Origin of the sequence: Janthinobacterium breve (assembly GCF_051380895.1) — a bacterium.
GTDB lineage: Bacteria > Pseudomonadota > Gammaproteobacteria > Burkholderiales > Burkholderiaceae_D > Janthinobacterium.
This window is the reverse complement of the sequence record NZ_JBNYXY010000007.1, coordinates 18,792-45,230: the sequence shown is the minus strand read 5'-3', so window position 1 is coordinate 45,230 and position 26,439 is coordinate 18,792. Positions and strand designations below refer to the sequence as shown.

Sequence of the window (26,439 nt, the reverse complement as noted above, 5' to 3'; positions counted from 1 at the left end):
TCCTGTAAAGGTCGCACTGGGCGAAGGATTAGCATCATAGACGATTCCTTACCAGCAACACTGTCCGGTAGGAAACATCAATGGCGCTGGATTTCGATCAGCTCGATTTCGAACAGCTTCGGCCACAGTTTGCCCGTGACAAACAAGCGCTTGCCGCGCTCATCCCAGGCAATGCCGTTGAGCACGGCGTCGGGATTGGCCGTGCCCCGCTGCTCGGGTGGCAGCAAGCCCGTCAGGTCGATCCAGCCCACGACCTTGCCGCTGGCCGGGTCGATGCGGGCAATCACATCCGCGCCCCACACATTGGCATACAGTTCGCCGTCGACCATTTCCAGCTCGTTCAGGCGGTCGATGGGGCGGCCCTCGGCCTTGACCTCGAAGCGGCGCACCTCGGCCAGGGTTTTCGGATTGAGCACGCGGATGGCGGAAGTGCCGTCGCTCATGTAGACAAATTTGCCATCGCTGGCCAGGCCCCAGCCTTCGCCCTGGTAGCCGAAAGTGCGTTTCAGTTTGAAGGTTTTCTGGTCGAATACATAACCGGTCTGCGAAATCCACGTCAGACCCAGGATCTCATCGCCCACATCCGTGATGCCTTCGCCGAACACTTTGTTGTCAAGCATGCTTTTCTGCAGCACCTTGCCCGTCGTCAATTCCACCTTGCGCAGCGAGGACTGGCCGTTCTGGCCCGTGCTTTCATACAGGTGGCCATCCTTGAACAGCAAGCCCTGGGTGAAGGCCTGGGGGTCGTGCGGATAGGTATTCTTGACGAAATAGCCATACACGGGTAGCGCGGCCTGGGCGTAGCCCATTTCGCTCATCAGGCCCACGGTGCATAACAATCCCAGCAGCAACGAGCCGGCGGTGCGCTTGAGTCTGGTTTTAACGTTGATGTTCATCTGGTCGGGCGGAAGTTGGCGTACGCCTATTGTAAACGTGCCGCGTCCGCCATGCGCGCCCTGACGAGGTCCAGCCAGGCGCGCGCGGCGAACGACAACCGCCCGCCGCGGCGCCAGGCCAGCATCAGATTCCATTCCACGGGCGGACCATCGAGGGGAATGACGGCAAACTGCGCTTGCTCGAGCGTGTCGCAATACATCTTCGGCAGCAGGCAGATGCCCACGCCCAGCCGCACCAGCGAGGCAATGAAGTCCCACTGGCCGCTGCGGCCCGTGATGCGCGGCGCAAAACCGGCCCGCTGGCAGGCATCGAGCACAATGTCGTTCAGGGCAAAAGCGGCGCCATAGAAGATGAAGGGACTGTCGGCCAGCTCGGCCAGGGCCACCGAGGAACGTCCCTGCCATGGTGAGCCGGGCGCGGCCAGCAGGCACAGTGGAGAGCGCACGAGGGGCAAGGCTTCGAAATCCTGCCAGGTGGCCGCATTGCCCGGATAGTCGAGCATGGTGCCCAGTTCCACCGTGCCGGTGCGCAAGTCGCGCTCGATGGCTTGCGTGCCGCTCTCGTACATTTTCAGTTCGATGCCCGGATAACGCTGGTGGTATTCCGCCAGCCATGGCGCCAAGGTGGAATGCGTTTGCGGCGACACGCCCACGCGCAATTCTCCCCGTTCCAGCGCTTGCAGGTCATGCAATTCCACCTTCAGTTCCGCGTGCAGGGCCAGCAGCTCATGCGCGCGCGCCAGTACCACCTTGCCCGCGTCGGTCAAGGTAAAACGCTTGCCGGCACGGTCCAGCAAAGCCAGGTCCAACGACTGCTCCAGCTGGGCGATCATCTTGCTGACGGTGGGCTGCGTCACGTGCAGCTTGGCGGCTGCGCGCGTAAAACTGTTTTGCTCGACCACTTCGACGAAGTAGCGCAAGGAGCGGATATCCATGATGCATTCCAATATCGAATGATAATCATAAGTTTAAGTCATTTTATCTTTTGATGTGGGGTCTCTACAATGAAAACTTCCCCCAGCCGTTTGAAAGCCCGCCGTGAAAGCACCAGCCTTGCAGCACTCCCTCCATCCCACCGCTGCCCTGCCGCCCGCCCCCGCCTGGCGCCAGCCCGCGCAGACCGCGTGGCAGGTGGGTGTACTGATTGCCGCCTGGTGGCTGGCCGATGAGGCCGCTTCCGCCCTGCACTTGCCGTTTTCCGGCGGCGTGGTGGGACTGTTCGTGCTGGTGGCCCTGCTCTTGTCCGGCTGGGTGCGGCCGGCCGCCATCGAACTGGGCGCGAACTGGCTGCTGGCCAATATGCTGCTGTTCTTCATTCCGCTGGTCGTGTCCGTGGTGCAATTTACGCAATTGCTGAAAACCCAGGGCGTGATGCTGTTCGTGAATATCGGCCTGGGCTTTGCCAGCGTGATGCTGGCCACGGCGTTGACCGTGGAATGGGTGTGCCGCTATGAACGCAAGTTGCGCCTGCAAAAACTGCTGCGCCAGCGCGCAGCCAGGGCGGCAGCATGAGCACCCTGATGCTGTCCCTGCTGTTTTTGCTGCTGACCCTGGTGCTGTTCTATGCCAACCAGGCCGTGCACCGCCGCCACCCGCACTTCTTGCTGACGCCCGCCATCTGCACCTCGGCGATACTGATCGTCATCGTGCAGGCGACTTCGACGCCATTCGCCACGTATTTCGGCGAAACGCGCTGGCTGCCGTGGCTGCTGGGGCCCGCCACCATCGCCTTCGCGTTGCCCATCTTCCAGGAGCGCAAACTGATCCGCAAGCATTGGCTGGCCTTGTCGTTGGGCAGTTGCGCCGGCATCGTCGCATCCGTGGCCGCCACCCTGTTGCTGGACCGGCTGCTGGGCGTGCACGGCGACATGGCGCGCAGCCTGCTGGCCCGTTCTGTCTCGACGCCGTTCGCGCTGGAAGCGTCACGCCACATGGGCGGCTCGGCCCAACTGACGGGCATCTTCGTCGTCATGACGGGTTTGTTCGGCTTGATGCTGGGCAAGCCCTTGTTAAAACTGCTGCCCTTGCGCATGCGCATCGCCCGTGGCGCCCCGTATGGCGCGGCGGCCCACGGCTTCGGCTTGTCCGTGGCGCGCCGTGTCGGCACGGAAGAAGGCGCCGTTGCCAGCCTGACGATGATATTTTCGGGCGTCGTGACGGTGCTGCTGGCGCCGCTGCTGGGACATCTGCTGGGCTAAACCGCCACGCCAGCGGCATTTATCGGGGATAATACGTCTTTCCCTTTTCCAAGCAGCCGCGCCACGATGAAATACCCTGCAGTCCTGCCTTTCAGCGACATCCTGCCCCGCTTGAGCGAGTTCGATGCCATCATCGACGTGCGCAGCCCGTCCGAGTTCGCGGAAGACCACTTGCCGGGCGCCATCAACCTGCCCGTGCTGGACGACGAGCAGCGCGTGCGCGTGGGCACTTTATACAAGCAGACGAGCGCCTTCGAGGCAAAGAAACTGGGCGCGGCGCTGGTGGCGAAAAATATCGCGCGGCATATCGAAGAGGGTTTCCTCGCTCATCCGCATGACTGGAAACCGCTCGTGTATTGCTGGCGCGGCGGCAACCGCAGCGGCGCCATGGTGCACATTCTGGCGCGCATCGGCTGGCCCGTAGTGCAGCTCGATGGCGGCTACAAGGATTACCGGCGCCATGTGAACGCCGAGCTGGCCACCCTGCCCAAGCGCTTCGACTTCATCAACGTGCTGTGCGGTCCGACGGGCAGCGGCAAGAGCCGCTTGCTGCAAGTGCTGGACCGCCAAGGCGCGCAAGTGATCGACCTGGAAGACCTGGCGGCGCACCGCGGCTCCGTGCTGGGCGGCTTGCCGGACGCGAACCAGCCCTCGCAAAAAGCGTTTGAAAGCGCGCTGTGGCAGCAATTGCGCCATTTCGACCCGCAGCTTCCCGTATTCATCGAATCGGAAAGCAAGAAAGTGGGCCGTTTGCGCGTGCCCGATGCGCTGATGGAAAAGATGCGCGGGGCCGATTGCACCGACGTGCAACTGGCCACGGAGCAGCGCGTGCAATTGCTGATGCAAGACTATGCGCATTTCGTCGGCGACGCAGCGCGCCTGAACGTGCAACTGGCCCTGTTGACGCAGCTGCATGGCAAAGAGAAAATTGCCCACTGGCAGCAACTGGCCACCTCGGGCCGCATGGCCGAGCTGGTGGAAGCGTTGCTGGTGCAGCATTACGACCCCGTCTACCGGCAATCGATCGCCCGCAACTTCAGCCGCTACGCCCAGGCGACGCCGCTGGTCTTGCCCGATATTTCAGAACATGCCTTTGAGCAAGCCGCGCGCGCATTATGTGCTATCGTCGGCGAACCTCGTACCGCCAGCGCCGCGTGAACGCTGGCGCCGCCTTTCATACTTTTTTCAGCAGGATGACGACCATGTCCGATAGCGCAGCAACACCAAATACACCCATCCGGTTGACCGAATTTGCCCATGGCGGCGGCTGCGGCTGCAAAATTGCGCCCGGCGTGCTTGCCGACATATTGAAAGGCAGCGGCGGCTTTCCATTGCCGAAGGAATTGCTGGTCGGCATAGAGACCTCGGATGACGCGGCCGTCTACCAGCTCAACGACGAGCAGGCGCTGATCGCCACCACGGATTTCTTCATGCCCATCGTCGACGACCCGTTCGACTTTGGCCGCATCGCCGCCACCAACGCCATTTCCGACGTGTACGCCATGGGCGGCACGCCCATCATGGCCTTGGCCCTGGTGGGCATGCCGATCAACAAGCTGCCCGTGGAAACCATCGGCCTCATCTTGAAAGGCGGCGAAACCATCTGCGCCCAGGCCGGCATCCCCATCGCGGGCGGCCACACCATCGATTCCGTCGAGCCGATCTATGGGCTGGTCGTGCTGGGCCTGGTGCATCCCTCGCAGGTCAAACGCAACGCGGGCGCGCGCGCCGGCGATAAACTGGTATTGGGCAAACCTATCGGCGTGGGTATCCTGTCGGCCGCACTGAAGAAAAATGCACTGGACGGGGCTGGCTACGCCTCGCTGATAGCCAACACCACCAAATTGAATACCCCGGGCAAGAAACTGGCCCTGCTCGATGGCGTGCATGCGCTGACGGATGTGACGGGCTTCGGCTTGCTGGGCCACACCCTGGAACTGGCGCGCGGCGCCAAGTTGCAGGCGCGCATCGCCATGGCATCCGTGCCGCTGCTGCCGCAAGTGCAGCAACTGGCGCAGAACGGCAACATCACGGGCGCCTCCGGGCGCAACTGGCAGGGCTACGGCGCGCAAGTGACCCTGGACGACAGCCTGAGTACCATCGACAAAGCGATCCTGACGGACCCGCAGACGGCTGGTCCCCTGCTGGTGGCCTGCGCACCGGAAGCCGTCGAGCAAGTGCTGGCGATTTTCCGTGCCGAAGGCTTTGGCGACGCCGTCGTCATCGGCGAGATGCAGGAAGGCAGTACCGGGGTTTCCGTATATTAATGATCAATTTTTCTAAAGGCAGTCCCATGACCATATTCTCCAACTCATTCAACAAGTTCCCCGCCATCCTGGCCACCGTCGCCGCCACCCTGGCCATCCACAGCGGCCTAGCGCAGGCGCAGCAAGTGTTGCGCGTGTCCGCCATCCCCGACGAAGCGCCGACGGAATTGCAGCGCAAGTTCAAGCCGCTGGGCAGCTACCTGGAGAAAAAGCTGGGCATGAAGGTGGAATTTACGCCTGTCACCGATTACGCGGCCTCCGTGGAAGGCTTGATCAATAACAAGCTCGACATGGTCTGGTTCGGCGGTTTTACCTTCGTACAAGCCAATGTGCGCAGCGGCGGCAAGATCGTGCCCCTGGTGCAGCGCGAAGAAGACACGAAATTCCGCTCCGTGTTCGTGACTACCAGCAAGGACATCAATCAACTGTCCGACCTGAAAGGCAAAAATTTCACGTTCGGTTCGGAATCGTCCACGTCCGGCCATTTGATGCCGCGCTACTACTTGCTGGCCGCCAAGATCAACCCGGACACGGACATGAAGCGCATCGCGTTTTCCGGCGCGCATGACGCCACCGTGGCCGCCGTGGCCGGCGGCAAGGTCGACGCAGGCACCTTGAATATTTCCGTGTGGGAAAAGCTGGTCGAAGCGAAAAAGGTCGATCCAAGCAAGGTGCGCGTGTTCTACACGACGCCAGGCTACTACGATTACAACTGGAGCGTGCGCGCCGACATGAATCCCGTCGTGCGCAAGAAGCTGACGGACGCCTTCCTGGCACTGGACCCATCCACGCCGGAAGGCAAGGAAATCCTCGATCTGCAGCGCGCCACGAAGTTCATCCCGACCAAGGCCGAGAACTACAAGGATATCGAAGCGGCCGCGCGCAATGCCGGTTTGCTGAAGTAACGCCAGCCAATCCGCTGGCCGGCGGCACGCTGGCCAGCACCTTCCCCATTCTCGCATGACATTCCAACTTCACAAGGTCAGCGTCCACCACGCGGGCGCCGCCAGCAATGCGCTGGCCCTGCGCGAGCTGGACCTGGACGTGGCCCAAGGCGAACAGATCGCCCTGATCGGCCCTTCGGGCGCCGGCAAGACCAGCTTGCTGCATACGCTGGCCTGCGCGCTGCGCCCTGAGTCCGGCAGCCTGAACATCCTCGGCAGTTCCCCCTGGCAGATCGCCAGCAGCGAACGCCACGCCTTGCGCGCGCGCCTGTTCCTGGCGCCGCAAACGCCGCCGCTGCCGCCGCGCCAGCGGGTCGTCAACGCCGTGCTGGCGGGCCGCTTGCCGCAATGGAGCTTGTGGACGGCCATCCGCTCGCTGCTGGCGCCCGTCGACCCGCGCGCCGCGTGGGAAGCCCTGGGCAAATTCAAGCTGCAGGATAAATTGTATGCGAGAGTCGACCGCCTGTCCGGTGGCGAGCGCCAGCGCTGCGGCATGGCCCGCGCGCTGGTGTCGAATGCGGAAGTGTTCCTCGTCGACGAACCGCTGTCCGCACTCGACCCCACACTCGCTTTGCAGACGATCCATGTGCTGCAGGCCGAAGCGACGGCGCGCAAGGCCACCCTGATCTGCAGCCTGCACCAGGTGGAAATCGCCCGCGCCTGCTTTACGCGCATCGTCGCCTTGCGCGATGGCAAGATCGTCTTCGACTTGCCTGGTGCCGAGGTCAGCGATGCCATGATAGAGCAGTTGTATCGCAACAAGGCCGATCCGGCGCCCATATTCGCACCGGTGGACGTCGATCTCAACGCAGCGAGGCCCCGTTGCTGAAGACCGCCAACGCCACCCTGCCGCGCGACCCCGCCTGGCGTGGCCGCCTGACCACCGCTGCCATCGTGCTGCTCGTGCTGTGGCCGATGCTGGTGCAAGCCGAATTCAAGCCGTGGATCTTGTGGGATGCGCAAAGCCTGGCAGCCACCTGGCAATTCCTTGCCAGCTTCGTGCCGCCCGCCTACTCGCTGGAATTCCTGCAGTTGGTGGCTATTTCCAGCTGGGAAACCATCGCCATGGCCACGGCCGGCATGGCGCTGGCCATGCTGGGCGCCATCCCCATGACCCTGCTGGTGACGGAGCGATTGTCGATTTCGCGTATCGGCAGCGGCACAGTGTCGCCGCTGGCCGCCGCAGTGCGCCACGCCGTGCGTGCGCTGCTGGTGCTGCTGCGCAGCGTGCCGGAATTGGTCTGGGCACTGTTGCTGGTGCGCATAGTGGGCCTGGGACCGACGGCCGGCGTGATCGCCATCGCCCTCACGTATTGCGGCATGCTGGGCAAGGTGTATGCGGAAATCCTCGAATCGTCGGACGCCGCCGCCTGCAACGCCCTGCTCCACAACGGCAGCGGCCGCCTGAAAGCCTTGCTGTACGGCGCCCTGCCGGAATCGGCCGCCGAGCTGGTGTCATATACGATTTACCGCTGGGAATGCGCGATCCGCGGCTCCGTCGTCATGGGTTTTGTCGGCGCGGGTGGCCTGGGCCAGCGCATGGATGAATCGATGAAGATGATGGCGGGCAATGAACTGGCCACCATGCTGATGGTCTTCGTGCTGCTGGTGGCGGGCGCCGACGCCGTTTCCGCCATGCTGCGCCGGAGGCTGGCATGAAGAGCGGTACATCCATGCTGCCTGTTTCCGCTCCCGTGCGCTGGTCGACCTGGGCCTTACTCGCAAGTTTATTGCTGCTGGTCATCGCCAGCTTCGCCACCCTGCCCCTGAAATGGGGCGAGTTCTTCAGCGCCGACGCCGTGCGCACGAGCGCCGATTTCCTGCACGGCTTCGCCCCGCCCGAACTGGCGCCCAACTTCTTGCTGAAAGTCGGCGTGGCCACCTTTGAAACCCTGGCCATGTCGGCCATCGGCACGGTAATTGCTGCTCTCCTGGGCACGCTGCTGGCCCTGCCCGCCAGCGGCCGTTTCGGCAAGCTGGCGCGCAATGCCACGCGCGCCATCCTGAACGTGCTGCGCTCGATACCCGAACTGGTGTGGGCCTCGATTTTGCTGATCGCCGCCGGCCTGGGCCCGTTTGCGGGCACCCTGGCGCTGGCCCTGCATACGGTGGGCGTGCTGGGCCGTCTGTTTTCCGATGCCTTTGAAAATTGCCCGCCCTTGCCGGCCGCGACCTTGCGCATCAATGGCGCGCGGCCCGCCGTGGCCTTCCTGTACGCCACCTTGCCGCAGTGCAGCCCGCAAATGATGTCCTACACCTTGTACCGCTGGGAAAACAATATCCGCGCCGCCGCCATCCTCGGCGTCGTGGGTGCGGGCGGCCTGGGGCAGATGCTGAAATACCATCTGTCGCTGTTCCAGATGCAGGCCGCCGCCACCGTCATCGTCGCCATGTTGCTGATGGTGGCCGCCGTCGATGGCCTCAGCTACGTGCTGCGCCGCGCCATGACCAAATAGACTGTTTAACTTTTATCAAGGGATTCACGCATGGCAGGCTGGTGGACTATTATCTCGACAGAAACACCGGAACAAATGGCCGACCTGGCCAAGGTCAATAAAGACGCCATCCTGGCCACCTGGGAAGCGGGCTTGGGCGGCCTGGGCTGGATCACGCAACTATGCCAGCAAGGCAAGGCGACCCAGCTGACCTGCAACGGCTTTCCAAACCGCTACACGGCGCTGGCATCCGACCTGACGCCCCTCCTGGCCAGCGGCATCACCGAGGCGCAGGAAGGCGTTTTCCAGGAAGACCGCCCCGCTGGCTGGCCCGGCAGCATCACGCTGCACCAGGGCCGCATCGCCGCTTGCCAGCCTGGGCAGGCATTGACGGTGGAGGTATGGGACCAGTCCTGAGCGGAAAACCTGAGTCAGCCAGCCGCGCTGCGGGCTATTTATCCGCTCCCTCCGCCAGGACCAGTATCCAGCGTTTCCCATTGACCATGATTTTCACCTCGAACGGCAGCGCGCCGGCAGGCGCGGCCGAGACGTCGAAACTGTGCGTCTGCGCAACGTAGCGCAACCATGCAGGCAGAGGCGTGTCATCGGTTCTGCTGATGCGCACCGATGCGCGCGTGTCTGACAGGGCCGCGGTCAACGGCGCCGGCAAAGCAAAACTGAAAGCGTCCCCCTTGCTCACCATATCTTTGGGAATCGACACGCTCACCATGCCCGGCTGGCCATCCGACGACGGGCGCACCAGCGACACCGTGATAGCGCTATCGCGCTGGCCGTCGACGATACGGCCACCCGCAGCGGGTACTTGCAGCGTCAGCGCCAAAGGCGATGCCACCGAGGTCGGCGCCGGAATGACAGGCACGATGACCAGCAGTTGCGGCACCTGGGTAGGCTCAACGCCTGCGACCAGGATGCTGGCGCTGGTGCTGGCACTGCTGTTTTGCAAGCTGTAGTTGACGGCATCGCTACCCGCGATATTGATCCCCGTGACCGTGACCGGCTTATTGCTACCGACATCGGCATTGGCGAAGCTTGCCCCGCCATCGGCGAGCTTCAGCGCATCGCCGGCTATGCGGTTGTCAGCAAGCACAACCAGCGCGACGGTCGTTCCATCGAACTGCCGATCGATCCCCGTGGCGCCCACTGTCAGCGCGCGCGGCGTGATATTGGCGGTGGTGGCGGTGAGACCCGCGCCGAAGACATAGTTGGCGGCATCGACACCGCTGGCCGAGATATTGCTGACACTCACAATCTTGCCCACACCGGCGTTCTTGTCCGCGAAACTGGCATTGCCGGTCAGCGTCAGCAAATCCCCCGCCACCCGGTTGTCCGCCAGTATCGCGCTGCTGCCCGTGCCGCCGTCGTAGATACGGTTTACGCCGGTCGCGCTGACCGTCAACTCCCGCGCCTTGATATCAGCCGCGGTCGTGGCCGAGGTGTTGTGGGCATAGTTGGCCGCGTCGGTACCGGCGACCTGGATGCCCGTCACGCTGACGGCCTTTGCTGTGCCGACGTTCTTGTCAATAAATGTCGCCGCTTCGTCGGTGACGCTCAGTGCGTCGTCGGCAACCCGGTCATCGGCCAGGGCGACCGTCGCATGGCGGCTGCCGTCATACACGCGATTGACGCCGCTGGCACTGACGTTGAGCATGCGCGGCGTAATATCGGCATGGGCGAGGGCCGTGGTACTTTCCAGAGCGTAATTTCCGCCATCGCTACCGCCTATGCTGATGCCGCTCACATTGACCGTTTTGCCGACGCCGACATTCTTGTCCAGGAAATTGGCCGATGCATAGCTAAAGCTGAGCACGTCACCGGTGAAGACCCTGTCGTCCGGCGTCAGGAGCGCCACATCCACGGTGCCGCCGTCATACACGCGGTTGCTGCCGTTGGCGACCACCGCCAGGGTGCGCGGCGTGATGTTGGCATGCGCCGTCGCCGTGGAGCTGTCGAGACTGTAATTGCCCGCATCCGCGCCGCCGAGACTGATGCCGCTAACATTGACCGTTTTGCCAACGCCCACGTTCTTGTCGAGGAAATTGGCGGTAGTATAAGCGTAGGTGAGAAAGTCGCCGCCGACCACGCTATCGTCCGGCACCAGGGTGGCCGTACTGTTCGTGCTGCCGTCATAGACCCGGCTGGTGCCGTTGGCGAAGACGGACAACGGCCGCGCCGTGATATTGGCATGCGTCGTGGCGCTCGTGCTGCCGATGGTGTAGTTGCCGGCGTCGATGCCGCCCAGGCTGATTCCCGTCACGTTGACGGTCTTGCCGGTACCGACATTTTTATTCAGGAAATTGGCGGCGCCGTAAGAATAAGTCAGCTGGTCGCCGGACACGACGCTGTCATCCGGTATCAAGCTCACGGCATCGCTGGTGCCACCGTTATAGACACGGTTGGTCCCGCTGGCGAACACGTCGAGCGCGCGCCTGGTGATGTTGGCTGTCGTGGTGGCTCTCGTACTGGCCACGCTATAGTTGCTGGCGTCGGCACCGCCGATGCTGATGCCGGCCACGTTGACGGTCTTGCCATTGCCCACGTTCTTGTTGAGGAAGTTGGCCGACGTATACGAATACGTCAGGGCGTCGCCGAACACGACGCTGTCGTCCGGGGTCAGGTTGGCAATATCGGCCGTGCCGCCGTTGTAGATGCGATTGGTCCCCCTGGCAAAGACGGCCAGTGAGCGCGGCGTGATGCTGCCTGCGCCGCTGGCGCCCGTGAGCGTGTAGTTGCTATCGATGGCACTGCTGCCGGTCAAGGTCAGCCCCCCCAGCGCAAGCGCCTGGGCTCCCGCACTGACATTCTTGTTCGCCACCGAGGCACTGCCGGTCAAGCCGCATGCGCTCAAGCCGGCATTGCAATCTGAACCGACCAGATTGGTGGCCTGCATCACGTTATTGCCCATCACGGTGCCGCCGTTGTAAGCACGCGTGGCGACCAGGCCCAGCGGCCGTTTGAAAACCGTGTAACTCAGGCCAGCGTCGGGGAGGAAGGCGTAGTCGCCCGCGTTTGCGCCGCCCAGGACCAGTCCCGAGCTGTAGATGATCTGATAGTGCCCCGCATTCGATCCGACGCTGGGCGCGCCGCCAAACAAGGCGCTGCCGCTGACGTCCAATCCAAGGGCGGTCATGCCATTCGCGTCCAGCAGTGTGGCGCCATTGAACAGGCTATAGGTAAATGTACCGACGAGGTCGCCGTAGATGTTGCTGCTCTGGCTGCTGTTGACATGCACGCTCAGCGGCTTGGAAATCGGGCAATTGCCAAATGCGGTCAGGCAGGGGTAACCGTTATTGACGGTGGCCTTGATCTGCCACACGGGCGCCGAAGAAAAATTCCAGCCGGCGCCGGTGAAGGTGCCCATGGTTTTCATTTCAGCGCTGGTCTTGCCCGTGCCGCCAGGGCTGGCCGCCTGGCCGCTGGTCTGGGTATCCCAGAAGCTGTTAGTGATGACGGACGGCGAGTTGGCGCCATCGACCGACAGCGTGCCGACCAGGCCGCCCACACTGGTGTTGCCATTATTGATAGTCACGGCGCCGACAGAATAGCTATTGCTGATGTTCGAACCGTTCTCGCCCACCAGGCCGCCGACGTTGGTGTTGCCGTTGACTGCGCCCGTGGCGTAGGTATTGATAATGTTGCTGCCGCTGCCGCCCGCCTGTTGGTTCAGACCGACCAGGCCACCGACGGTCTGAATGCCAGTGACGTTGCCGCTGGCGTAGCTGCTGCTGATGGTGCCGAAGTAATTGACGCCGGCCAGCCCGCCGATAAATGCCGTGGTGCCCGTGACATTGCCGCTGGCATAGCTGTTTGTCGTTTGACCGCCGAACATTCTCCCCACCAGTCCACCCACGTTCGTGGTGCCCGAAATAGCGCCGCCCGCATAGCTGTTGGTGATGATCCCGGCCTGGCTTTCGCCAACCAGTCCGCCGGTATTATTGAATCCGCTAACGTTCATGGTCGAGAAACTGTTGCTGATGCTGCCCCAGCTCCGGCCCACCATGCCGGACGCGTATTGTGCCCCGTTTACCACGCCGCCGACGATACCAAGATTGCGCAGCTGAACCGTATTGTCGCCATACAGGCTGGCGAACAGGGACGACTGGTTGTTGATCGTTGGCGCGATGATGACGTGACCGAGACCGTCAAATGCGCCCCATGAAATTGAAAACTGCTGCATGCCGATGGCGCCACTGGCATTCCAGGCGGCGGTCGACGTGGCGTCGATATCGCTGCCCAGCGCGTAGAAGGCGTTCTGACTTGCCTGCACGCCCTGCAAGGTGCCCGGCGTCATATCGTTGCGGTCGGTACCCAGGCTGTTGATGACGGTATAGACCTGATTCTTGATCGTCAGCGTACCGCTGCCGGCGAAATTGACTTTACCTTTGAAGGTATTGCCAGCGCCAAATGACGTGTTGACCTTGCCTGCCGTCGGCTCGAGATCGAGGCTGGCCGTGCCGCTCGCCGTCATCACCGCATTGATATTGACGTCATTGGTGGCGGTCAGGGTCAGCTTGTTGGCGCTCCAGGTTACGGCATCATTGACGCTGACATTGCCGTCGCTGCCGCCGCCGTTGGTGCTGGCGATGGCGACATCGGCGGTAGCCAGGTTGCTGCTCAGAGTCGCGCCGCTGATATCACCGCCGCTGGCGGAAATCGTAAAGCCGTCAGGATCAAGCAGCCAGCGACCTGACTTGCCATGCGCGGCGCGCGCGTCGACGCGGGTGGCGTCGCGGATGCTCAGGTGGCTGGCGGAGGTTTCGATGAAGCCGCCGTCGCCGCCGCTGTCGCCGCCGCGCGCACTGAAGCTGCCGCTGACATCGGTGCGGCTGGCCGAATTGGCAAGGTCCGCGATCAGTGTCACCGTGCCGCCCCGCCCCGCGCTGCCGGCCGCCGCGTTGGCGCTGATGGTGCCGCCAGCGCTGATCTGGTCGGACGCGGCGAGCATGATGCGCCCGCCATCATTGGTCAAGCCGTTTGCCTCCAGCGCGCCGGTGTTGTTGATCACGCCGCCCATCAGACGATTGGCCGCCTGGGCCGACATGATGATGGTGCCGCCGGGAACCAGCACCGCTTGCCGGTTTTCGACCAGGGCGGCGATCGCGGATGGCGTAACGATCACGCCGGCCAGGGTATTGCTGTCGCCGAACTGCAGCTTGATCTGTTCGCCCGATGCCAGCGCCACGGTACCGGCGCGTGCCGTGATCAGGCCGTAGTTGCGCACTTCCGGCGCCAGCAAGGCGATATAGCCGCCGAGCGTCGCGTGCAGGCTGCCCTCATTGATGACGCTGCCCGTCGCGCCCCCGCGTGAAAACGTGTTCATGCCCGCCATGAAATCGGCGCTCGACATATTGTGGGTGGTGGCCACCAAGCCGCCCACATCGACCGATGCGGAGGGACTGAAATAGACGCCATTCGGGTTGCTCAGGAACACCTGGCCGTTCGAAGTGATGCGGCCGAAAATCTGGCTCGGTTGCGTATCGAGAACCCGGTTCAAGGTGACGGCGCTGGCCGAAGGCTGGGCGAAATTGACGCTGGCCTTGGCACCGAGATTAAACGTTTGCCAATCGATCGCCCCACGCGCCGTGCTCTGCTGGATGTTCATCGCCGCGCCATTCTGCGTGACAACGACCTGGCCGCCAACGACCTTCGCGCCGGCAGGCAACTCGGTCGGCGCGGGCGGCGCCGCGAAGGCGCCCATGCTGGCGCCAAGACCGAACGCCGCGAAGGCCGGAGCGAGCAAAGTGTGGCCGTTGCGCTTACCTTTGCCTCTGGCGCTTTCCGCCACGGCGACCCAGGCGCCAAGAATCTCGCTCCAGATCAATCGGTAAATACGGTTCATGGACGCGTGCATGGTGGTACTCCTTCAAAGCAGAGGAAAACGAAATGGGGGGCATGCGGCGAAAGCTAGAACGGCATCGAGGCCTGGAGCCAAAAGCGATTCTTTCTGAATGAACCATCCTGGTCCGTTCCCGTCAGTGTCGGGTTCGGATTGTCACCAATACGCCTGGCCCAGGTAGCTTTGAGATTCAGGCCGAAGCTGGCCAGCCAGCCGACGGACAGGCCCGCGCCCTTGAGGCTATAACTGCCCAGCGCCGGCGCATCGGGAAAAGCATTGTCGTGGTTGATCTTCACGTGGCCCCAGTCGTAGAAGCCGGTGACGTTCACGTTGTTAGGCAGGCGCGCGCGCAGTTCCAGGTTGAACAGCTGCCCTTCCGAGCCACCGCCTTCGTTGGACGGATAGGCGCGCACGCCATACGCGCCGCCGAGATAGAATTTCTCGGCCGAATCGAGGTTCTTTCCTGCAGCCTGGCCCGAGAACGCCGCGTACAGGGCCAGCGCCTCGGTAAGTACCTGCTGGCGGCTGGCGGCATAGCGCAGTTTGGTGAAACTGCCGCCTGTGCGCGTGGTCATGGCATCGGCCCTGGCGTTGGGCGAGCCATCAAGGTCGACATTGCCATGCACCAGCGCGAGGCTGGCACTGTTGCTGCCCCCGCCACCGTATTGATCAAGCACATTGCCGTTCAGGCCGACAGTGAAGGTGTCGATCTTGTAATGGGTGATCGTGCTCGCTGCCGCCCGATTGTCGAAGCGCTTGTTGTCGTAATTGAGGGCCAGATAGAGATTTTTCAGGCGCGCGCGGATCAGCGGGTAGGTCGCTTCGAGCCCGCGCGTGGTCGACGTCCCGGATGCGTCGAGCGCGGCCAGCGCATCGTCCACCAGGCGATAGCGCAGGTGCGACGCATTGGCGCCAACCCGCCATCCGGCCGCGCCCAGCGGCACAGTGTAGGCCAGGCGCGCATAATCGCTGCCTTCCGTATGCATCAGATTGACGACCGCCTGGTCGCCAAGGCGAAGGGGACTATTGATGTACAGGTCGGCGGTCAGGCGCGCGCTGCCGGTGGAACGGGCGCTGGCATTGTCGACGCCCACCTGCCCGGTGATGAGTTTTTCATCCTCGATCTTCAAGACCAGGTCGACTTCATTGGCCTGCTCTCCGGGCGCCAGGCTGCCGGCCGTGCTGATGCCAGGCATGTCGTCCAGCAGCAGCAGGGCGCGGTCCATCGCTTCCGCCTTCAGCGCTGCGCCATGTGGCTGCGCGGCACCCACGATAGGCACCAGCCTGTCGAATGGCACGCGGCTCGGCGCCGAGCCTTCCATGCGCACTTGTCCGAACACCGCTTCGACGACCTGCAGCGTCACGATGCCGTCCTTGATCTCCTGCAGTGGCAAATAGACGCGCACGATCCAGCCGGCCTTGCGGTAGGTTTCGGCAACTGCGGCAGCGACGTTTTGAAGATCACTGAACGAGAGTGGCCGGTTCAGGAAGCCTGTCACGGCAGGCGCCAGTTGCGCTTCTGTTAGCAAGGTATTGCCGGCAAATTGAAAACGCGACACCGTGACCGACATTCCCGACAATTCTTTCATGGGCTGAGGCGGCGGCGCCAGAAGCGGCACCTGCTTGCCTGATGGCGGCGGCAATCGCCCTTTTTCAATTTGCTGCAATAGCGAACCCGCATCCGGAACGGTTTGCGCGAAAGCGGATGAAATGGAGATCGACAAAACTGTCAGGATGTACAGCGGCAAGCGATGTGGCAGCATGAGTTGAATTCCTTCTGATGCGAGTGACTTCCTTGACGATGAAAATCATCAACAGGGGGTGGTGAGGTACCGCCAGCCGATAATTGCGGCATGCGGGATTTAAGCGAGCTCATTAGTTTTCTTTTGAAAACTTGAAAACATGGGGTATTTTCATTAAATAGAGGAATTTCCGCATTCGACCTCCAGCTAAATGTAGAGCTTGGTTTCCACTATAAAATTTTCTCGGATCCATTGAGAATACGCGTGGAAATCTTATGTGCAAGATATATTAAAATTAAAATGCGACTTAGTCGCTTTTTCACACATTGTTTTTTAATAAATAATATGTGAGAAAGAAGGCTTTGCGCTATACGGCCAACTTCCTTAAATCATGAGATAACACAGCCGTTTGATTTGTTATATAAACGGAGTCGGTGCGAGGAGAAAGGCAAGAATCGCGTCGATCAGCATTCGGTGACAATCCAAATGGCAAACCGTGCAATTTCGTGAACGGCAATGCGGATATGGTGCTGGACGACGGGGTATGGTCCTAAGTGCTGAAGCAAGAATACGGAGAAACGTCAGCAAGCGCTATCGTAATTAATGGCATTTCCAAAGTTCTATGTATCCGTGCACATTTGAAATTTTTTTATATTGTTTCCATGCGGAAATTAGATTGCAAGCCCCTTTTGCTGTAGTCTCGGAAGGCCGGACATGCGAAGCAATAATTAAGCATGCTCAATTTGCAATATCTATTTTTATCCTGGCGCGTGATATAACGCCGCCGTGGGACTGCCGTTGCAAAGCAGGAAAATGTGGCATAGTATGATGTTTTTAATGCTACGAAATAAAGCTTGTCATGGCCATGCCCAAGATCGAAGTTTCACTGCCACATAACGGTAGCTTGCTGCTGTCCCTGTGCCGCCGCGACGATAGCCCCGCGCTAGACGTGGCCTTGCCCCTGGCCGAGCTGTACAGCCAGGGCGCCGATGGCGCCGCCCGGCAACTCGGCAAGAAAATCCTGCAGACCCTGGCCATCTGGCATGGCACGGCGTTTGCGACGCCGCCCTTCCCCGCCACGCCAGCAGACGATCAACGCCCGCCCGGCAACTTCGAAGCGGCCTTGATCCTGTTCGACCTGTCACTGCAACAGCAGACAGCACAACATGTGGCCGCCATCGAAGCCCTGTTGCGACAGGCGCAGGCCGACGGACAGATGGCGGAGCGGGAAGACTTTTTGCTTGCAACATGGCCCGCATTGCGCGCACGCCTCGACACCTGTTCCACGCTCACCTGACATGCGCTGCGCGGCCTTCGTCCCATCGGCGCACGTTTTACACAGCCTGGGCCAGATGCGGGCCTGTAGCGCTGGATTGTCAATAGACTGTATAGCCGCGACAGAAAGCCATCAGTTAGCGTTTCCGGAAGATTTCATCTACGATTTCGTTGCGCCGGGGCCAGCTGACAACCTTGAATTCGGCATCAACTACAGGGCATGCGGTTTTTGCAAATTCGCGCAGCAGCATGAAGACAAGGAAATCTTGCCGAACATTTGCGGGCTTGATTGCGTCGCTTATACAGCGCGGGGTATCCACATGGAAAGAACGCAAACCTTGGCTGGCGGCGCGAGCCATTGCAATTTCCGATTCTCCCGGCAGCGAAGCTAGCCTGAGCAAGACCCGCAATGGAGTGCTGGCGGCCTGTTCCAATCATAGGGAGATGCGGGGGGGGGGGGCAAACCTCCTCCCCCAACAAGGCGTGAGCAAAATGGTGGGAGCGGCTACAAACAAGGCAGCGATCCTGTTAATATTGCCAAATACTTCAATGGCTGGCGCTTGCCCATGGCTAAGCGCCATGTCATTCAAGCATGACGGACGTATTTTCCTGCGCCGCAGGCCACCCTTGCATAGGTTGTCAACACCATGAAAAAACTGCTACTGGGCGCCCTCGCCGCCTGCTGTGCCCTGCACGCCAGCGCCGCCCCTGTCGAAGACTTTATCGGCACCTGGAAACTGGAACGCACCACTGTGCCGAATTATGTCGTCATCAAACAGGAAGGCGACCGGCTCGTGGCGCTGCGCTATACGCGCAATGTGCTCACCAACAAGATCACCGAGCGGCGCTTTCCCGCCAGCTATGCGAACGGCGATGTCACCATCGCTGCGGGCGAGACGATCATCGAGGCGCGCAGCGTGAACGACGTGGCGACCGTCACGATGCTGGCGGAAGCATATAAAAAGATTTCATCCTCCACGGCCACGCCGACCAGTTAAGGGCGCCCACAGATTTGAAGAACATTATTATCCGCCCCACCAGCGCCGCCGACTGGCAGGCGCTGAAAGTCACGCGCCTGGCCGCCCTGCTCGATGCCCCCACCGCCTTTGGCGCCAGCCACGCCAGCGCAGCCCGTTTTTCCGATGCCGACTGGCAACAGCGCGCCGTCAGCACGCCGCAGCGCACGTTTTTTCTCGCCTTTGACGGCGAGCTAGCCATCGGCCTCGCCGCGCAAGTGGTGGCAGGCAATGGCGAGTGCCACTTGATCGCCATGTGGGTACAGTCCGAATATCGGGGCCTGGCCGTGGCGCAAGGCTTGGTCGAGGCCGTGAAACAATGCGCCGTCGGCAACGGCCACGCGCGGCTGGTGCTCGGCGTGGCGCCCGAGAATGCCCGCGCCGCGGCGTTTTACCGGAAACAGGGCTTTGTATTCTTGCCTGAATGGGAAGCGCTGGAAAGCCATCCGCATATCCGGGTGCAAAAGATGGCTTGGCGGGAACCCGCATCGGCATTAACAATGGAAAGATGAAACGCGATGCGACGCTCTATTTCGACACTCCTGCTATTAATAACTGCCCTTGCCGGCAAGGCTGCAGCCGGCAATATTCCAGATATCGTTCTTGGATACGCCAGTGCTTTCGCTCAAACACAGGCGGCGGACAAACAAATGCCCACATCCCCCACGCTACCAGCCGAATACGCGCAGTGGTTCTTTCAAGGTTTGATCCATCCATCGGGCGGGATTGTGACGCAATCGGCGATCATGCGCGATGCCTACACGAATGGTCAACGCTATTGGCGCGATCATCCGTCCGAACGGGCCAATATCATGGCAGGCTATGGCTACCTTGCCATCGAGCGCGATGGCACCTGGTCGCGGGGCTTTGAAAAGAGCGTTTTCCAACCGGCCCATGTTGACGTTGACGTTGACGCCGGCGCATGGTGGCTTGACTCATTCGGTGGCGTTGCATGGAAGGAAGTCGGCCTGGTGCCGCCCAATTCAAGCTATGAGCAGCCGCACGTGCGGATTGTCGGCTATCTCAGCCCCAAAGGTCATTATGGCCATTTGGGCGCCTATGAACATGAAGTCCTGGTCACGTCGGGCGTCGCCGTGAAAGCCGCAGATCATTGATGACGAGGCTGCAAAACTGCGATTTCAATCACTTCATTCATCCCAATTGACACTCTGTCTTAAAAACCTCCTGGCGCCTCTGTTTTTTTACACTTATGCCAAGCTGAGTTTGACAAGCAATTACTTGAGATTAATGAACAGGATGAATATGCGTGCAATAGCTGGTTTTCTGCTGTGTTTATACGGCGCTACGGTACAGGCTCGGGTGGACACCGCGCAAGCCATGGAGCCATCAGGACAGGATGCTGCGGCGTCCGTCAATGTGAAGGGCATGCGGGATCCGGACTGGAAGCCCTACAGTGCCATGCTCAAGGGTGTCAAACGCTTCGAGGAAAAACAGGCGCTGGCGCCAGGCGCGGAGTTGCGCTTCATCCTGGAACCGCGCCGTGCCGATGTCGACATGCACGCCATCGCGCTCCGGCTGGAAAGCGACGAGGCGGGCATGGTAATACCGCTGGGGGAGCGCAATATCTTCACCTTGCCCGTCGAGCAGGGGCCGCTGTATGAAAAGGCCGAGCTGACCGTGAACCGCAAGGCGCGGTCGGTCCGGTGGATACCCTACATCCGCAGCGCGGCGACCAGCGACACGACGCGCCGCCTGGGCGACCTGCGGCTGGCCTGCGAAGTCCATTGGGCCATCGACAAGGACACCTTGCCTTCCGCGATGCGCACGGCGATGAGCGCCCTGGGTGGCCCCTGCAATTTCGTGTCGCAAAAAGGCACCTACAGCTTTTCCGAAGGGCGGCGCATCGCCACTGCAACGATCAGCTTTAACGACAAAAGCGCGCCCGTGCCCTTCAGCGGCACGTCGTTCACGCCACCGTTGCGGGAGCAGGACTGGAGTGACGACAGTACGATCGAATTAACGTTCGACAACGATTAGACCGCGCAGGGGCTATCGCAGTGCCTACTTCACCCGCTGCTTCTCCAGCTTGCGCGCCAGGGTGCGCCGGTGCATGCCCAGCCGCCGTGCCGTTTCCGAGATATTGAAATCCGTTTCGGCCAGCATTTCGTGGATGCGCTCCCATTCCAGGGTCTTGATGTTGGTGGCGCGGTTGCTCAGTTCGATGTCGGCGTTGCCGGCCACGTGGCCGAAGGCCGCTTCGATGTCGTCCGTGTTCGACGGTTTCGCCAGGTACTGGCAAGCGCCCAGCTTGATGGCTTCGACGGCCGTGCCGATGCTGGCGTAGCCTGTCAGCACGACGATCAGCATTTCCGGGTCGTGCTGGTGCAGCATCTGCACGCAAGCCAGGCCCGACGTATTGCCATTGAGCTTCAGGTCGACGACGGCGTAATCGGGGCAATGCTGCTCCAGCAAGGCGCTCGCTTCGTCGAAATTGGTGGCCAGGATGACCTGGTAGCCGCGCCGTTCGAACGAGCGGCCCAGGGTGCGGGCAAACGCGGCGTCGTCTTCCACGATCAGTAACAGACGTTCATCCTGCATGGTGGTCGCTTTCTCTTTCCAGTTTGATGGCCGCCAGCGGCAAGGCCAGATGCACCACCGCTCCGCCCTGCACGCGGTTGCGCGCCGTCACCGTACCGCCCAGGGTACGCGCAACATTCACCACCAGGAACAGTCCCAGGCCACCACCGGGTTTACCCTTGCTGCTTTGATACGGTTTGCCCAGGTGCGTCAGCATCGACGGCTCGAAGCCGGGTCCTGCATCGGTAATGACCAGGTGCAAGGCATCCGCTTCGCGCGTCGCTTCGAAGCGCAGCCAGTCGGGCGACGCTTCCAGCGCATTGTCGAGCACATTGCAGATGGTTTGTTTCAGGGTCGAATCGAAGACGACGGGCACGTCATGCTCGATGCGGTTATCGTACTCGAAACTCTGGATCGGGCGACTGCTGCGCCACTCGTCCACCAGGTCGTTGAGGAAGGTGTTGATCGTCGTTTTCACGGAAGATTCGCCGCGCGCCTCGCCCGCCGACAGCAGGATGCCGCTGACGATGCTCTTGCAGCGCTGCAACTGCGCCTGCATTTCCGTGATTTCTTCCAGCAATTCGCTGTTCTTGCTCAGTTCCGGCATGCGGCGCCAGTCGCCGAGGATGACGGACAGCGTCGCCAGCGGCGTGCCCAGCTCGTGCGCCGCGCCCGAAGCCAGCAAGCCCATGCGGATGATGTGCTCTTCTTCCGCCGCGCGCTGGCGCAAGTCGGCCACCTTGGCGTCGCCGGCACGCTGGTTGCGGTTGATGCGCGTGATAAACACCACCAGCAAGGCGGCGTTCAGGATGAAACAGATCAGCAAACCTTGCACGTACAGGCTGGAAAAGCCCCGCTCGGGGTCGATCGGCAGGATCAAGGGGCCGGGCAGCAAGGCCAGGCCGGCCAGGCACAGGCTGGTGATGGCCACCATGATCCAGGTCGACCACACTTCCAGCAGCACGGCGCTGAGGATGACTTGCAATAAATACAGGAAGGCAAACGGATTGCTTATGCCGCCGCTCAGGTAGAGCTGGGCCGTCAGCACGGTGACGTCGACCAGCAAGGCGAGGAACAGCGCCGTGTTGGAAACGGGCTGGCGTTCGTGCCAGCGCAGCAGGCTGGCCAGGTTGAATGCGATGAGGCAGGACAGCACTTCGAGCATATAGGGCACGGGCAAGGCGATGCCCAGCCCCACGCCCACGCCAAAGATCGTGCTGATCTGGCCGATCACAGCCAGCCAGCGCAACTGGATCAGCAGCTTCATGTTCTGGTGGCCGGCCGGATGTTCCATCTCGGTCGCCACCGCACCGCGCTCCAGTACTTCGCGGTTGGGCAGGATTTCAATCCTGCCCGGCATGGTCGCTTTCCTGGCGCTGGGCGCCACGGGCGCGGCGGCGCTTGTCTTCGCGCACGATCCACCAGCTGATGCCGGCCACCATCAAGGCCAGCGCGAACCACGTCAAGGCGTACACGAGGTGGTTGTTGTGGAAGGAAATCACGGTCAGGCCGCCGACGGGAGCGTCACTGGCCGTTTCCGATTTTTCCTTCGCATCGACAAAATATGGCGCCACGTTGGAGAGCATGTGCGAGGCGCCGATGGCGGCCACGTCGCGCGAATACCAGTGCTGCGTGGCAGGACTGTTTTCGCGCAGGAAACCGCCGCCCGTCTCGCTGATGCGCAGCAAGCCGTCGACGTGGACGACGCCGGCCGGCGTGCTGGCGGCGATGCTTGCGCGTTTCGGCACGAAGCCGCGGTTGACCAGCACGGTGCTGCCATCGGCCAGGCGCAATGGCGTCACCAGCCAATAACCGCTGCCCAGTGCCGTCGTAGCTTGCACCAGGGTATTGAAAATGGGGAGATACGTACCGGAGAGTCGCACATGGCGGTATTCATCCGTTTGTGGCGTAATGCTGGCCCAGGCTGCGGGTCCAGGTGCGTCCGTTGCGGGCGCATGTACGCGTTGTTCGATGCGCTCGATCAGGTCAAGCTTCCAGAACAGGCGCTTGACTTGCCAGGTGCCCAGGGCACAGAAACCGGCAAAAACGATCCCCGCGAGTATGGCCAGTGCAATTCTTGAATAATGCACCGCCATGCCGCGTGGGCCTGGCGCAGCATCTTGCGATGCGGCGCCAGGGGCGCGCCCGGTGTTGCTTGGGCGCGGTTGACTCATCATGGAGCCGTTTTCGTATGCATGTATTCAGGCATCAGATCCGGCATCATGTTGTGGTTCATGTGGTACATGACCCACAGGGAACCGGCCATGGCAATGCCCACGATCATGATGGTGAAGATCAAGGCCATCATGTTCCAGCCGCCTTCGGACTTGGTGTTCATGTGCAGGAAGTACACCATGTGCACGACTACTTGAACAGCCGCGAACGCCAGCAGGACCAGACCCATGGTGCCCGAGTTGGTGATGGCTTTCGTCATCACCAGCCAGAAAGGAATGGCCGTCAGGATCACCGACAGGATGAAGCCGATAGCATAGCTTTTCAGGCTGCCATGATCGTGTTGGTCATGGTGGTGGCTATCGCCGTGTGTGTGGTGGTCGCTCATGGCAGCACTCCCATCAGGTAGACAAAGGTGAAGACGCCGATCCAGATGACGTCCAGGAAGTGCCAGAACAGCGACAGGCACATCATGCGACGGCCGTTTTCCGGGGTCAGGCCATGCTTGTTCAACTGGAACATCAAGGTCACGAGCCAGATCACGCCGAACGTCACGTGCAAGCCGTGCGTACCGACCAGGGCGAAGAACGACGACAGGAACGCGCTGCGCTGCGGACCGGCGCCTTCGTGGATCAGATGAATGAATTCATACATTTCCAGCGACAGGAAGGCCAGGCCGAACAGGCCCGTGATACCCAGCCAGACCAGCGTGCTGCGCAATTGCTTGCGCTGCATGGCCAGCATGGCGAAGCCGTAGGTGATCGACGACAGCAGCAGCATGGCCGTGTTGACGGCCACCAGCGGCAGGTCGAACAGCGCGGCGCCCGTCGGGCCGTCCGCGTAGTTGCGGCCCACCACGGCGTACGTGGCGAACAGACAGGCGAAGATCAGGCAATCGCTCATCAGGTAGAGCCAGAAACCCAGCAAGCTGCCGTTTTCCGGGTGGTGCTCGCGCACAAAGTAGCTGCGCGTGCTTGGTGCGGCGCCAGCGGCGCCGGTGTTATGGGCGATGGTATCAGACATGGCTGCTCAGCAATTTAGTATAAGCGTCTTCGGTACGGACCACTTCTTCCGCAGGAATGTAGTAATCGCGCTTGTAGTTGAAGGTATGGACGATGATGGTAATCATCATGATCGCGAAGCCTATGCCGGCGACGAGCCACATTTGCCAGATCAGGCCAAAACCGACCAGTGCGGAGAGTGCGGCGATCACGAAACCAGCCCAGGTGTTCTTCGGCATGTGGATCTTCGTGAAACCGGACGTCGGACGCTGGTAACCGTGTTTCTTCATGTCCGTCCATGCATCAAGTTCGTGCACTTGTGGCGTGAAGGCGAAATTATAGTCTGGCGGAGGCGACGACGTCGACCATTCCAGCGTACGGCCACCCCATGGGTCACCGGTGACGTCGCGCAGGGCGTGACGGTTGCGGTAGCTGACGACGAACTGGATCAGCATGGAGCCGATGCCCAGTGCGATCGAGACGGCGCCAAACCAGGCGATGATGGTCCAGATTTGCAGCGATGGATCTTCAAAGTGGTTGACACGACGGGTCACGCCCATCAGGCCCAACACGTACAGCGGCATGAAGGCCAGGTAGAAGCCGACGAACCAGAACCAGAACGAGCATTTGCCCCAGAAGGTGTCGAGCTTGTAGCCGAAGGCTTTCGGGTACCAGTAGTTGATTGCAGCAAACACACCGAACACCACGCCGCCGATAATCACGTTATGGAAGTGGGCAATCAGGAACAGGCTGTTGTGCAATACAAAGTCCGCTGGTGGTACGGCCAGCAGCACGCCGGTCATGCCGCCGATGGTGAAGGTGACCATGAAGCCGATCGTCCACAGCATAGGCAGTTCGAAGCGGATACGGCCGCGGTACATGGTAAACAGCCAGTTGAAGATCTTCGCGCCCGTCGGGATCGAAATGATCATCGTCGTGATGCCGAAGAAGGAGTTGACGCTGGCGCCCGAACCCATGGTGAAGAAGTGATGCAGCCATACCAGGTACGACAGGATCATGATGACGCAGGTGGCGTACACCATCGAGGCGTAGCCGAACAAACGCTTGCTGCTGAACGTGGCGACCACTTCCGAGAACACGCCGAACAGTGGCAGGATCAGGATGTAAACCTCTGGGTGACCCCAGATCCAGATCAGGTTGACGTACATCATGGCGTTGCCGCCCAGTTCCGTCGTAAAGAAGTTAAAGCCGGCAACGCGGTCCAGCGACAGCATGGCCAACACAGCCGTCAGTACCGGGAAAGCGGCGACGATCAGGATGTTGGTGCACAGTGCGGTCCAGGTGAAGACGGGCATTTTCATCCAGGTCATGCCTGGCGCGCGCATCTTGACGATGGTGGCGATCAGGTTGACACCGGACAATAGCGTCCCGACCCCGGCAATTTGCAAGGACCAGATGTAATAGTCGACCCCCACGTCCGGACTGCCGACGATGCCCGACAGCGGTGGATACGCCAGCCAGCCCGTGCGGGCGAATTCGCCGACGAACAGCGAAGCCATGACCAGGGCGGCGCCCATGGTGGTCATCCAGAAGCTGAAGTTGTTGAGGAAAGGGAAAGCCACGTCGCGCGCGCCGATTTGCAGCGGCACCACGTAGTTCATCAGACCCGTCACGAAAGGCATCGCGACGAAGAAGATCATGATCACGCCGTGGGCGGTGAAGATCTGGTCGTAGTGATGCGGTGGCAGGAAGCCGGCATTGTCGCCAAAGGCGATCGCCTGCTGGGTACGCATCATAAGCGCGTCGGCAAAGCCGCGCAGCAGCATGACCAGGCCCAAGATCATGTACATGATACCGATTTTTTTATGGTCGATACTGGTGATCCAGTCGCGCCACAGGGTACCCCAGACGCGGAAATACGTCAGTGCCGCAACGAGTGCGATACCGCCCAGGGCGACCATCGCAAAGGTCGCCAGCAGGATAGGTTCGTGAAATGGAATTGCATCCCAAGTCAGACGGCCGAATATAAGCTTCGTCAGATCAATATGGTCTAGCATTGTTACTCTCAGAGAAAAAAGGGAGGCGCCAGGCAAGCGGCGCCAGTATCTGCAGCGCAATGCGCTGCGGGATTCATGCAGTC

General features: G+C 61.3%; 25 protein-coding genes. 15 read left to right on the top strand and 10 right to left on the bottom strand.

Annotated elements, in window-relative coordinates:
* Positions 1-77: 77 nt before the first annotated feature.
* Together ACQ4W0_RS14720 and ACQ4W0_RS14715 are read right to left on the bottom strand one after the other, a co-directional pair.
* On the bottom strand, positions 78-896 hold the full coding sequence (locus ACQ4W0_RS14720) for a glutaminyl-peptide cyclotransferase (RefSeq protein ID WP_436577389.1): 819 nt from the start codon (positions 894-896) through the stop codon (positions 78-80).
* Between the two features lie 26 nt (positions 897-922).
* Positions 923-1,831: a LysR family transcriptional regulator gene (locus tag ACQ4W0_RS14715; RefSeq protein ID WP_436577388.1), complete on the bottom strand. Its 909-nt coding sequence runs from the start codon at positions 1,829-1,831 to the stop codon at positions 923-925.
* Positions 1,832-1,949: 118 nt separating this feature from the next.
* Between ACQ4W0_RS14715 and ACQ4W0_RS14710 the strand changes: the two genes are divergently transcribed.
* From ACQ4W0_RS14710 to ACQ4W0_RS14670, 9 genes are all read left to right on the top strand, one after another.
* A complete protein-coding gene (locus ACQ4W0_RS14710; RefSeq protein WP_436577387.1) occupies positions 1,950-2,408 on the top strand; it encodes a CidA/LrgA family protein in 459 nt (152 codons plus the stop codon).
* The gene (locus ACQ4W0_RS14705; protein WP_436577386.1) at positions 2,405-3,094 is read left to right on the top strand and encodes an LrgB family protein; all 690 of its coding nucleotides are present in this window, start codon (positions 2,405-2,407) and stop codon (positions 3,092-3,094) included. The genes ACQ4W0_RS14710 and ACQ4W0_RS14705 overlap by 4 nt, the downstream gene beginning before the upstream one ends.
* A 66-nt stretch (positions 3,095-3,160) precedes the next feature.
* Positions 3,161-4,252: a tRNA 2-selenouridine(34) synthase MnmH gene (gene mnmH / locus ACQ4W0_RS14700; RefSeq protein ID WP_436577385.1), complete on the top strand. Its 1,092-nt coding sequence runs from the start codon at positions 3,161-3,163 to the stop codon at positions 4,250-4,252.
* Between the two features lie 44 nt (positions 4,253-4,296).
* Positions 4,297-5,361, top strand: coding sequence for a selenide, water dikinase SelD (gene selD / locus ACQ4W0_RS14695; protein WP_436577384.1), 1,065 nt, complete (start codon positions 4,297-4,299; stop codon positions 5,359-5,361).
* A gap of 26 nt (positions 5,362-5,387) precedes the next feature.
* Positions 5,388-6,266, top strand: coding sequence for a putative selenate ABC transporter substrate-binding protein (locus ACQ4W0_RS14690; RefSeq protein ID WP_436577383.1), 879 nt, complete (start codon positions 5,388-5,390; stop codon positions 6,264-6,266).
* A gap of 55 nt (positions 6,267-6,321) precedes the next feature.
* Complete coding sequence (locus tag ACQ4W0_RS14685; protein WP_436577382.1) at positions 6,322-7,134, top strand: phosphonate ABC transporter ATP-binding protein; 813 nt, start codon at positions 6,322-6,324, stop codon at positions 7,132-7,134.
* Positions 7,128-7,964 (top strand): PhnE/PtxC family ABC transporter permease, encoded by an 837-nt coding sequence (locus ACQ4W0_RS14680; RefSeq protein WP_436577381.1) that lies wholly within the window; start codon positions 7,128-7,130, stop codon positions 7,962-7,964. Before ACQ4W0_RS14685 ends, ACQ4W0_RS14680 begins: the two co-directional genes overlap by 7 nt.
* Entirely contained in the window at positions 7,961-8,761 is an 801-nt protein-coding gene (phnE, locus tag ACQ4W0_RS14675; protein ID WP_436577380.1) for a phosphonate ABC transporter, permease protein PhnE, read from the top strand. The genes ACQ4W0_RS14680 and phnE overlap by 4 nt, the downstream gene beginning before the upstream one ends.
* Before the next feature lie 30 nt (positions 8,762-8,791).
* A complete protein-coding gene (locus tag ACQ4W0_RS14670; RefSeq protein WP_436577379.1) occupies positions 8,792-9,157 on the top strand; it encodes a hypothetical protein in 366 nt (121 codons plus the stop codon).
* Positions 9,158-9,191: 34 nt separating this feature from the next.
* On the opposite strand, the gene ACQ4W0_RS14665 is transcribed toward ACQ4W0_RS14670, so the two are convergent.
* Together ACQ4W0_RS14665 and ACQ4W0_RS14660 are read right to left on the bottom strand one after the other, a co-directional pair.
* Complete coding sequence (locus ACQ4W0_RS14665; protein ID WP_436577378.1) at positions 9,192-14,609, bottom strand: YDG domain-containing protein; 5,418 nt, start codon at positions 14,607-14,609, stop codon at positions 9,192-9,194.
* 53 nt (positions 14,610-14,662) lie between these two features.
* The gene (locus ACQ4W0_RS14660; protein WP_436577377.1) at positions 14,663-16,357 is read right to left on the bottom strand and encodes a ShlB/FhaC/HecB family hemolysin secretion/activation protein; all 1,695 of its coding nucleotides are present in this window, start codon (positions 16,355-16,357) and stop codon (positions 14,663-14,665) included.
* Between the two features lie 838 nt (positions 16,358-17,195).
* Here ACQ4W0_RS14660 and ACQ4W0_RS14655 point away from each other — a divergent pair.
* The 6 genes from ACQ4W0_RS14655 to ACQ4W0_RS14630 all read left to right on the top strand — a co-directional run bounded on the left by ACQ4W0_RS14655 (position 17,196) and on the right by ACQ4W0_RS14630 (position 20,625).
* The gene (locus ACQ4W0_RS14655) at positions 17,196-17,633 is read left to right on the top strand and encodes a hypothetical protein (RefSeq protein WP_436577376.1); all 438 of its coding nucleotides are present in this window, start codon (positions 17,196-17,198) and stop codon (positions 17,631-17,633) included.
* Position 17,634: 1 nt separating this feature from the next.
* Positions 17,635-18,003, top strand: a complete 369-nt coding sequence (locus ACQ4W0_RS14650) for an L-2-amino-thiazoline-4-carboxylic acid hydrolase (protein WP_436577375.1) — start codon at positions 17,635-17,637, stop codon at positions 18,001-18,003.
* Between the two features lie 255 nt (positions 18,004-18,258).
* Positions 18,259-18,609, top strand: coding sequence for a hypothetical protein (locus ACQ4W0_RS14645; RefSeq protein ID WP_436577374.1), 351 nt, complete (start codon positions 18,259-18,261; stop codon positions 18,607-18,609).
* A 14-nt stretch (positions 18,610-18,623) separates the two neighbouring features.
* Positions 18,624-19,139 (top strand): GNAT family N-acetyltransferase, encoded by a 516-nt coding sequence (locus ACQ4W0_RS14640; protein WP_436577373.1) that lies wholly within the window; start codon positions 18,624-18,626, stop codon positions 19,137-19,139.
* 6 nt (positions 19,140-19,145) lie between these two features.
* Entirely contained in the window at positions 19,146-19,742 is a 597-nt protein-coding gene (locus ACQ4W0_RS14635) for a hypothetical protein (protein ID WP_436577372.1), read from the top strand.
* 223 nt (positions 19,743-19,965) lie between these two features.
* Positions 19,966-20,625 carry a hypothetical protein gene (locus ACQ4W0_RS14630; RefSeq protein ID WP_436577371.1) on the top strand — a complete coding sequence of 220 codons (660 nt, stop codon included), beginning with the start codon at positions 19,966-19,968 and terminating at the stop codon, positions 20,623-20,625.
* Between the two features lie 24 nt (positions 20,626-20,649).
* On the opposite strand, the gene ACQ4W0_RS14625 is transcribed toward ACQ4W0_RS14630, so the two are convergent.
* Genes ACQ4W0_RS14625 through cyoB form a run of 6 tightly spaced genes read right to left on the bottom strand, consistent with a single transcriptional unit; the run spans position 20,650 to position 26,356 of the window.
* Positions 20,650-21,186, bottom strand: coding sequence for a response regulator transcription factor (locus tag ACQ4W0_RS14625; RefSeq protein WP_219134400.1), 537 nt, complete (start codon positions 21,184-21,186; stop codon positions 20,650-20,652).
* Positions 21,176-22,525, bottom strand: coding sequence for an ATP-binding protein (locus ACQ4W0_RS14620; protein WP_436577370.1), 1,350 nt, complete (start codon positions 22,523-22,525; stop codon positions 21,176-21,178). Before ACQ4W0_RS14620 ends, ACQ4W0_RS14625 begins: the two co-directional genes overlap by 11 nt.
* Positions 22,509-23,342, bottom strand: coding sequence for an SURF1 family protein (locus ACQ4W0_RS14615; RefSeq protein ID WP_436577369.1), 834 nt, complete (start codon positions 23,340-23,342; stop codon positions 22,509-22,511). Before ACQ4W0_RS14615 ends, ACQ4W0_RS14620 begins: the two co-directional genes overlap by 17 nt.
* Positions 23,339-23,725 (bottom strand): cytochrome o ubiquinol oxidase subunit IV, encoded by a 387-nt coding sequence (gene cyoD / locus ACQ4W0_RS14610; RefSeq protein WP_092797724.1) that lies wholly within the window; start codon positions 23,723-23,725, stop codon positions 23,339-23,341. Before cyoD ends, ACQ4W0_RS14615 begins: the two co-directional genes overlap by 4 nt.
* Positions 23,722-24,360, bottom strand: a complete 639-nt coding sequence (gene cyoC, locus ACQ4W0_RS14605; protein ID WP_071077269.1) for a cytochrome o ubiquinol oxidase subunit III — start codon at positions 24,358-24,360, stop codon at positions 23,722-23,724. The genes cyoD and cyoC overlap by 4 nt, the downstream gene beginning before the upstream one ends.
* The gene (cyoB, locus tag ACQ4W0_RS14600; protein ID WP_219134395.1) at positions 24,353-26,356 is read right to left on the bottom strand and encodes a cytochrome o ubiquinol oxidase subunit I; all 2,004 of its coding nucleotides are present in this window, start codon (positions 26,354-26,356) and stop codon (positions 24,353-24,355) included. The genes cyoC and cyoB overlap by 8 nt, the downstream gene beginning before the upstream one ends.
* Between the last annotated feature and the right edge of the window lie 83 nt (positions 26,357-26,439).

What these genes read in the sequence shown, in the direction of transcription:
- ACQ4W0_RS14670 (WP_436577379.1), top strand. Translation starts at nt 8,792, where the DNA reads ATGGCAGGCTGGTGGACTATTATCTCGACAGAAACACCGGAACAAATG.
- ACQ4W0_RS14705 (WP_436577386.1), top strand. Translation starts at nt 2,405, where the DNA reads ATGAGCACCCTGATGCTGTCCCTGCTGTTTTTGCTGCTGACCCTGGTG.
- cyoB (WP_219134395.1), bottom strand. Translation starts at nt 26,356, where the DNA reads ATGCTAGACCATATTGATCTGACGAAGCTTATATTCGGCCGTCTGACT.
- ACQ4W0_RS14665 (WP_436577378.1), bottom strand. Translation starts at nt 14,609, where the DNA reads ATGCACGCGTCCATGAACCGTATTTACCGATTGATCTGGAGCGAGATT.
- ACQ4W0_RS14650 (WP_436577375.1), top strand. Translation starts at nt 17,635, where the DNA reads ATGCGCTGCGCGGCCTTCGTCCCATCGGCGCACGTTTTACACAGCCTG.
- ACQ4W0_RS14635 (WP_436577372.1), top strand. Translation starts at nt 19,146, where the DNA reads ATGCGACGCTCTATTTCGACACTCCTGCTATTAATAACTGCCCTTGCC.
- ACQ4W0_RS14615 (WP_436577369.1), bottom strand. Translation starts at nt 23,342, where the DNA reads ATGATGAGTCAACCGCGCCCAAGCAACACCGGGCGCGCCCCTGGCGCC.
- ACQ4W0_RS14720 (WP_436577389.1), bottom strand. Translation starts at nt 896, where the DNA reads ATGAACATCAACGTTAAAACCAGACTCAAGCGCACCGCCGGCTCGTTG.
- ACQ4W0_RS14630 (WP_436577371.1), top strand. Translation starts at nt 19,966, where the DNA reads ATGGAGCCATCAGGACAGGATGCTGCGGCGTCCGTCAATGTGAAGGGC.
- mnmH (WP_436577385.1), top strand. Translation starts at nt 3,161, where the DNA reads ATGAAATACCCTGCAGTCCTGCCTTTCAGCGACATCCTGCCCCGCTTG.
- cyoD (WP_092797724.1), bottom strand. Translation starts at nt 23,725, where the DNA reads ATGAGCGACCACCACACACACGGCGATAGCCACCACCATGACCAACAC.
- selD (WP_436577384.1), top strand. Translation starts at nt 4,297, where the DNA reads ATGTCCGATAGCGCAGCAACACCAAATACACCCATCCGGTTGACCGAA.
- ACQ4W0_RS14625 (WP_219134400.1), bottom strand. Translation starts at nt 21,186, where the DNA reads ATGCAGGATGAACGTCTGTTACTGATCGTGGAAGACGACGCCGCGTTT.
- ACQ4W0_RS14660 (WP_436577377.1), bottom strand. Translation starts at nt 16,357, where the DNA reads ATGCTGCCACATCGCTTGCCGCTGTACATCCTGACAGTTTTGTCGATC.
- ACQ4W0_RS14685 (WP_436577382.1), top strand. Translation starts at nt 6,322, where the DNA reads ATGACATTCCAACTTCACAAGGTCAGCGTCCACCACGCGGGCGCCGCC.
- ACQ4W0_RS14655 (WP_436577376.1), top strand. Translation starts at nt 17,196, where the DNA reads ATGGCCATGCCCAAGATCGAAGTTTCACTGCCACATAACGGTAGCTTG.
- phnE (WP_436577380.1), top strand. Translation starts at nt 7,961, where the DNA reads ATGAAGAGCGGTACATCCATGCTGCCTGTTTCCGCTCCCGTGCGCTGG.
- cyoC (WP_071077269.1), bottom strand. Translation starts at nt 24,360, where the DNA reads ATGTCTGATACCATCGCCCATAACACCGGCGCCGCTGGCGCCGCACCA.
- ACQ4W0_RS14645 (WP_436577374.1), top strand. Translation starts at nt 18,259, where the DNA reads ATGAAAAAACTGCTACTGGGCGCCCTCGCCGCCTGCTGTGCCCTGCAC.
- ACQ4W0_RS14690 (WP_436577383.1), top strand. Translation starts at nt 5,388, where the DNA reads ATGACCATATTCTCCAACTCATTCAACAAGTTCCCCGCCATCCTGGCC.
- ACQ4W0_RS14715 (WP_436577388.1), bottom strand. Translation starts at nt 1,831, where the DNA reads ATGGATATCCGCTCCTTGCGCTACTTCGTCGAAGTGGTCGAGCAAAAC.
- ACQ4W0_RS14620 (WP_436577370.1), bottom strand. Translation starts at nt 22,525, where the DNA reads ATGCCGGGCAGGATTGAAATCCTGCCCAACCGCGAAGTACTGGAGCGC.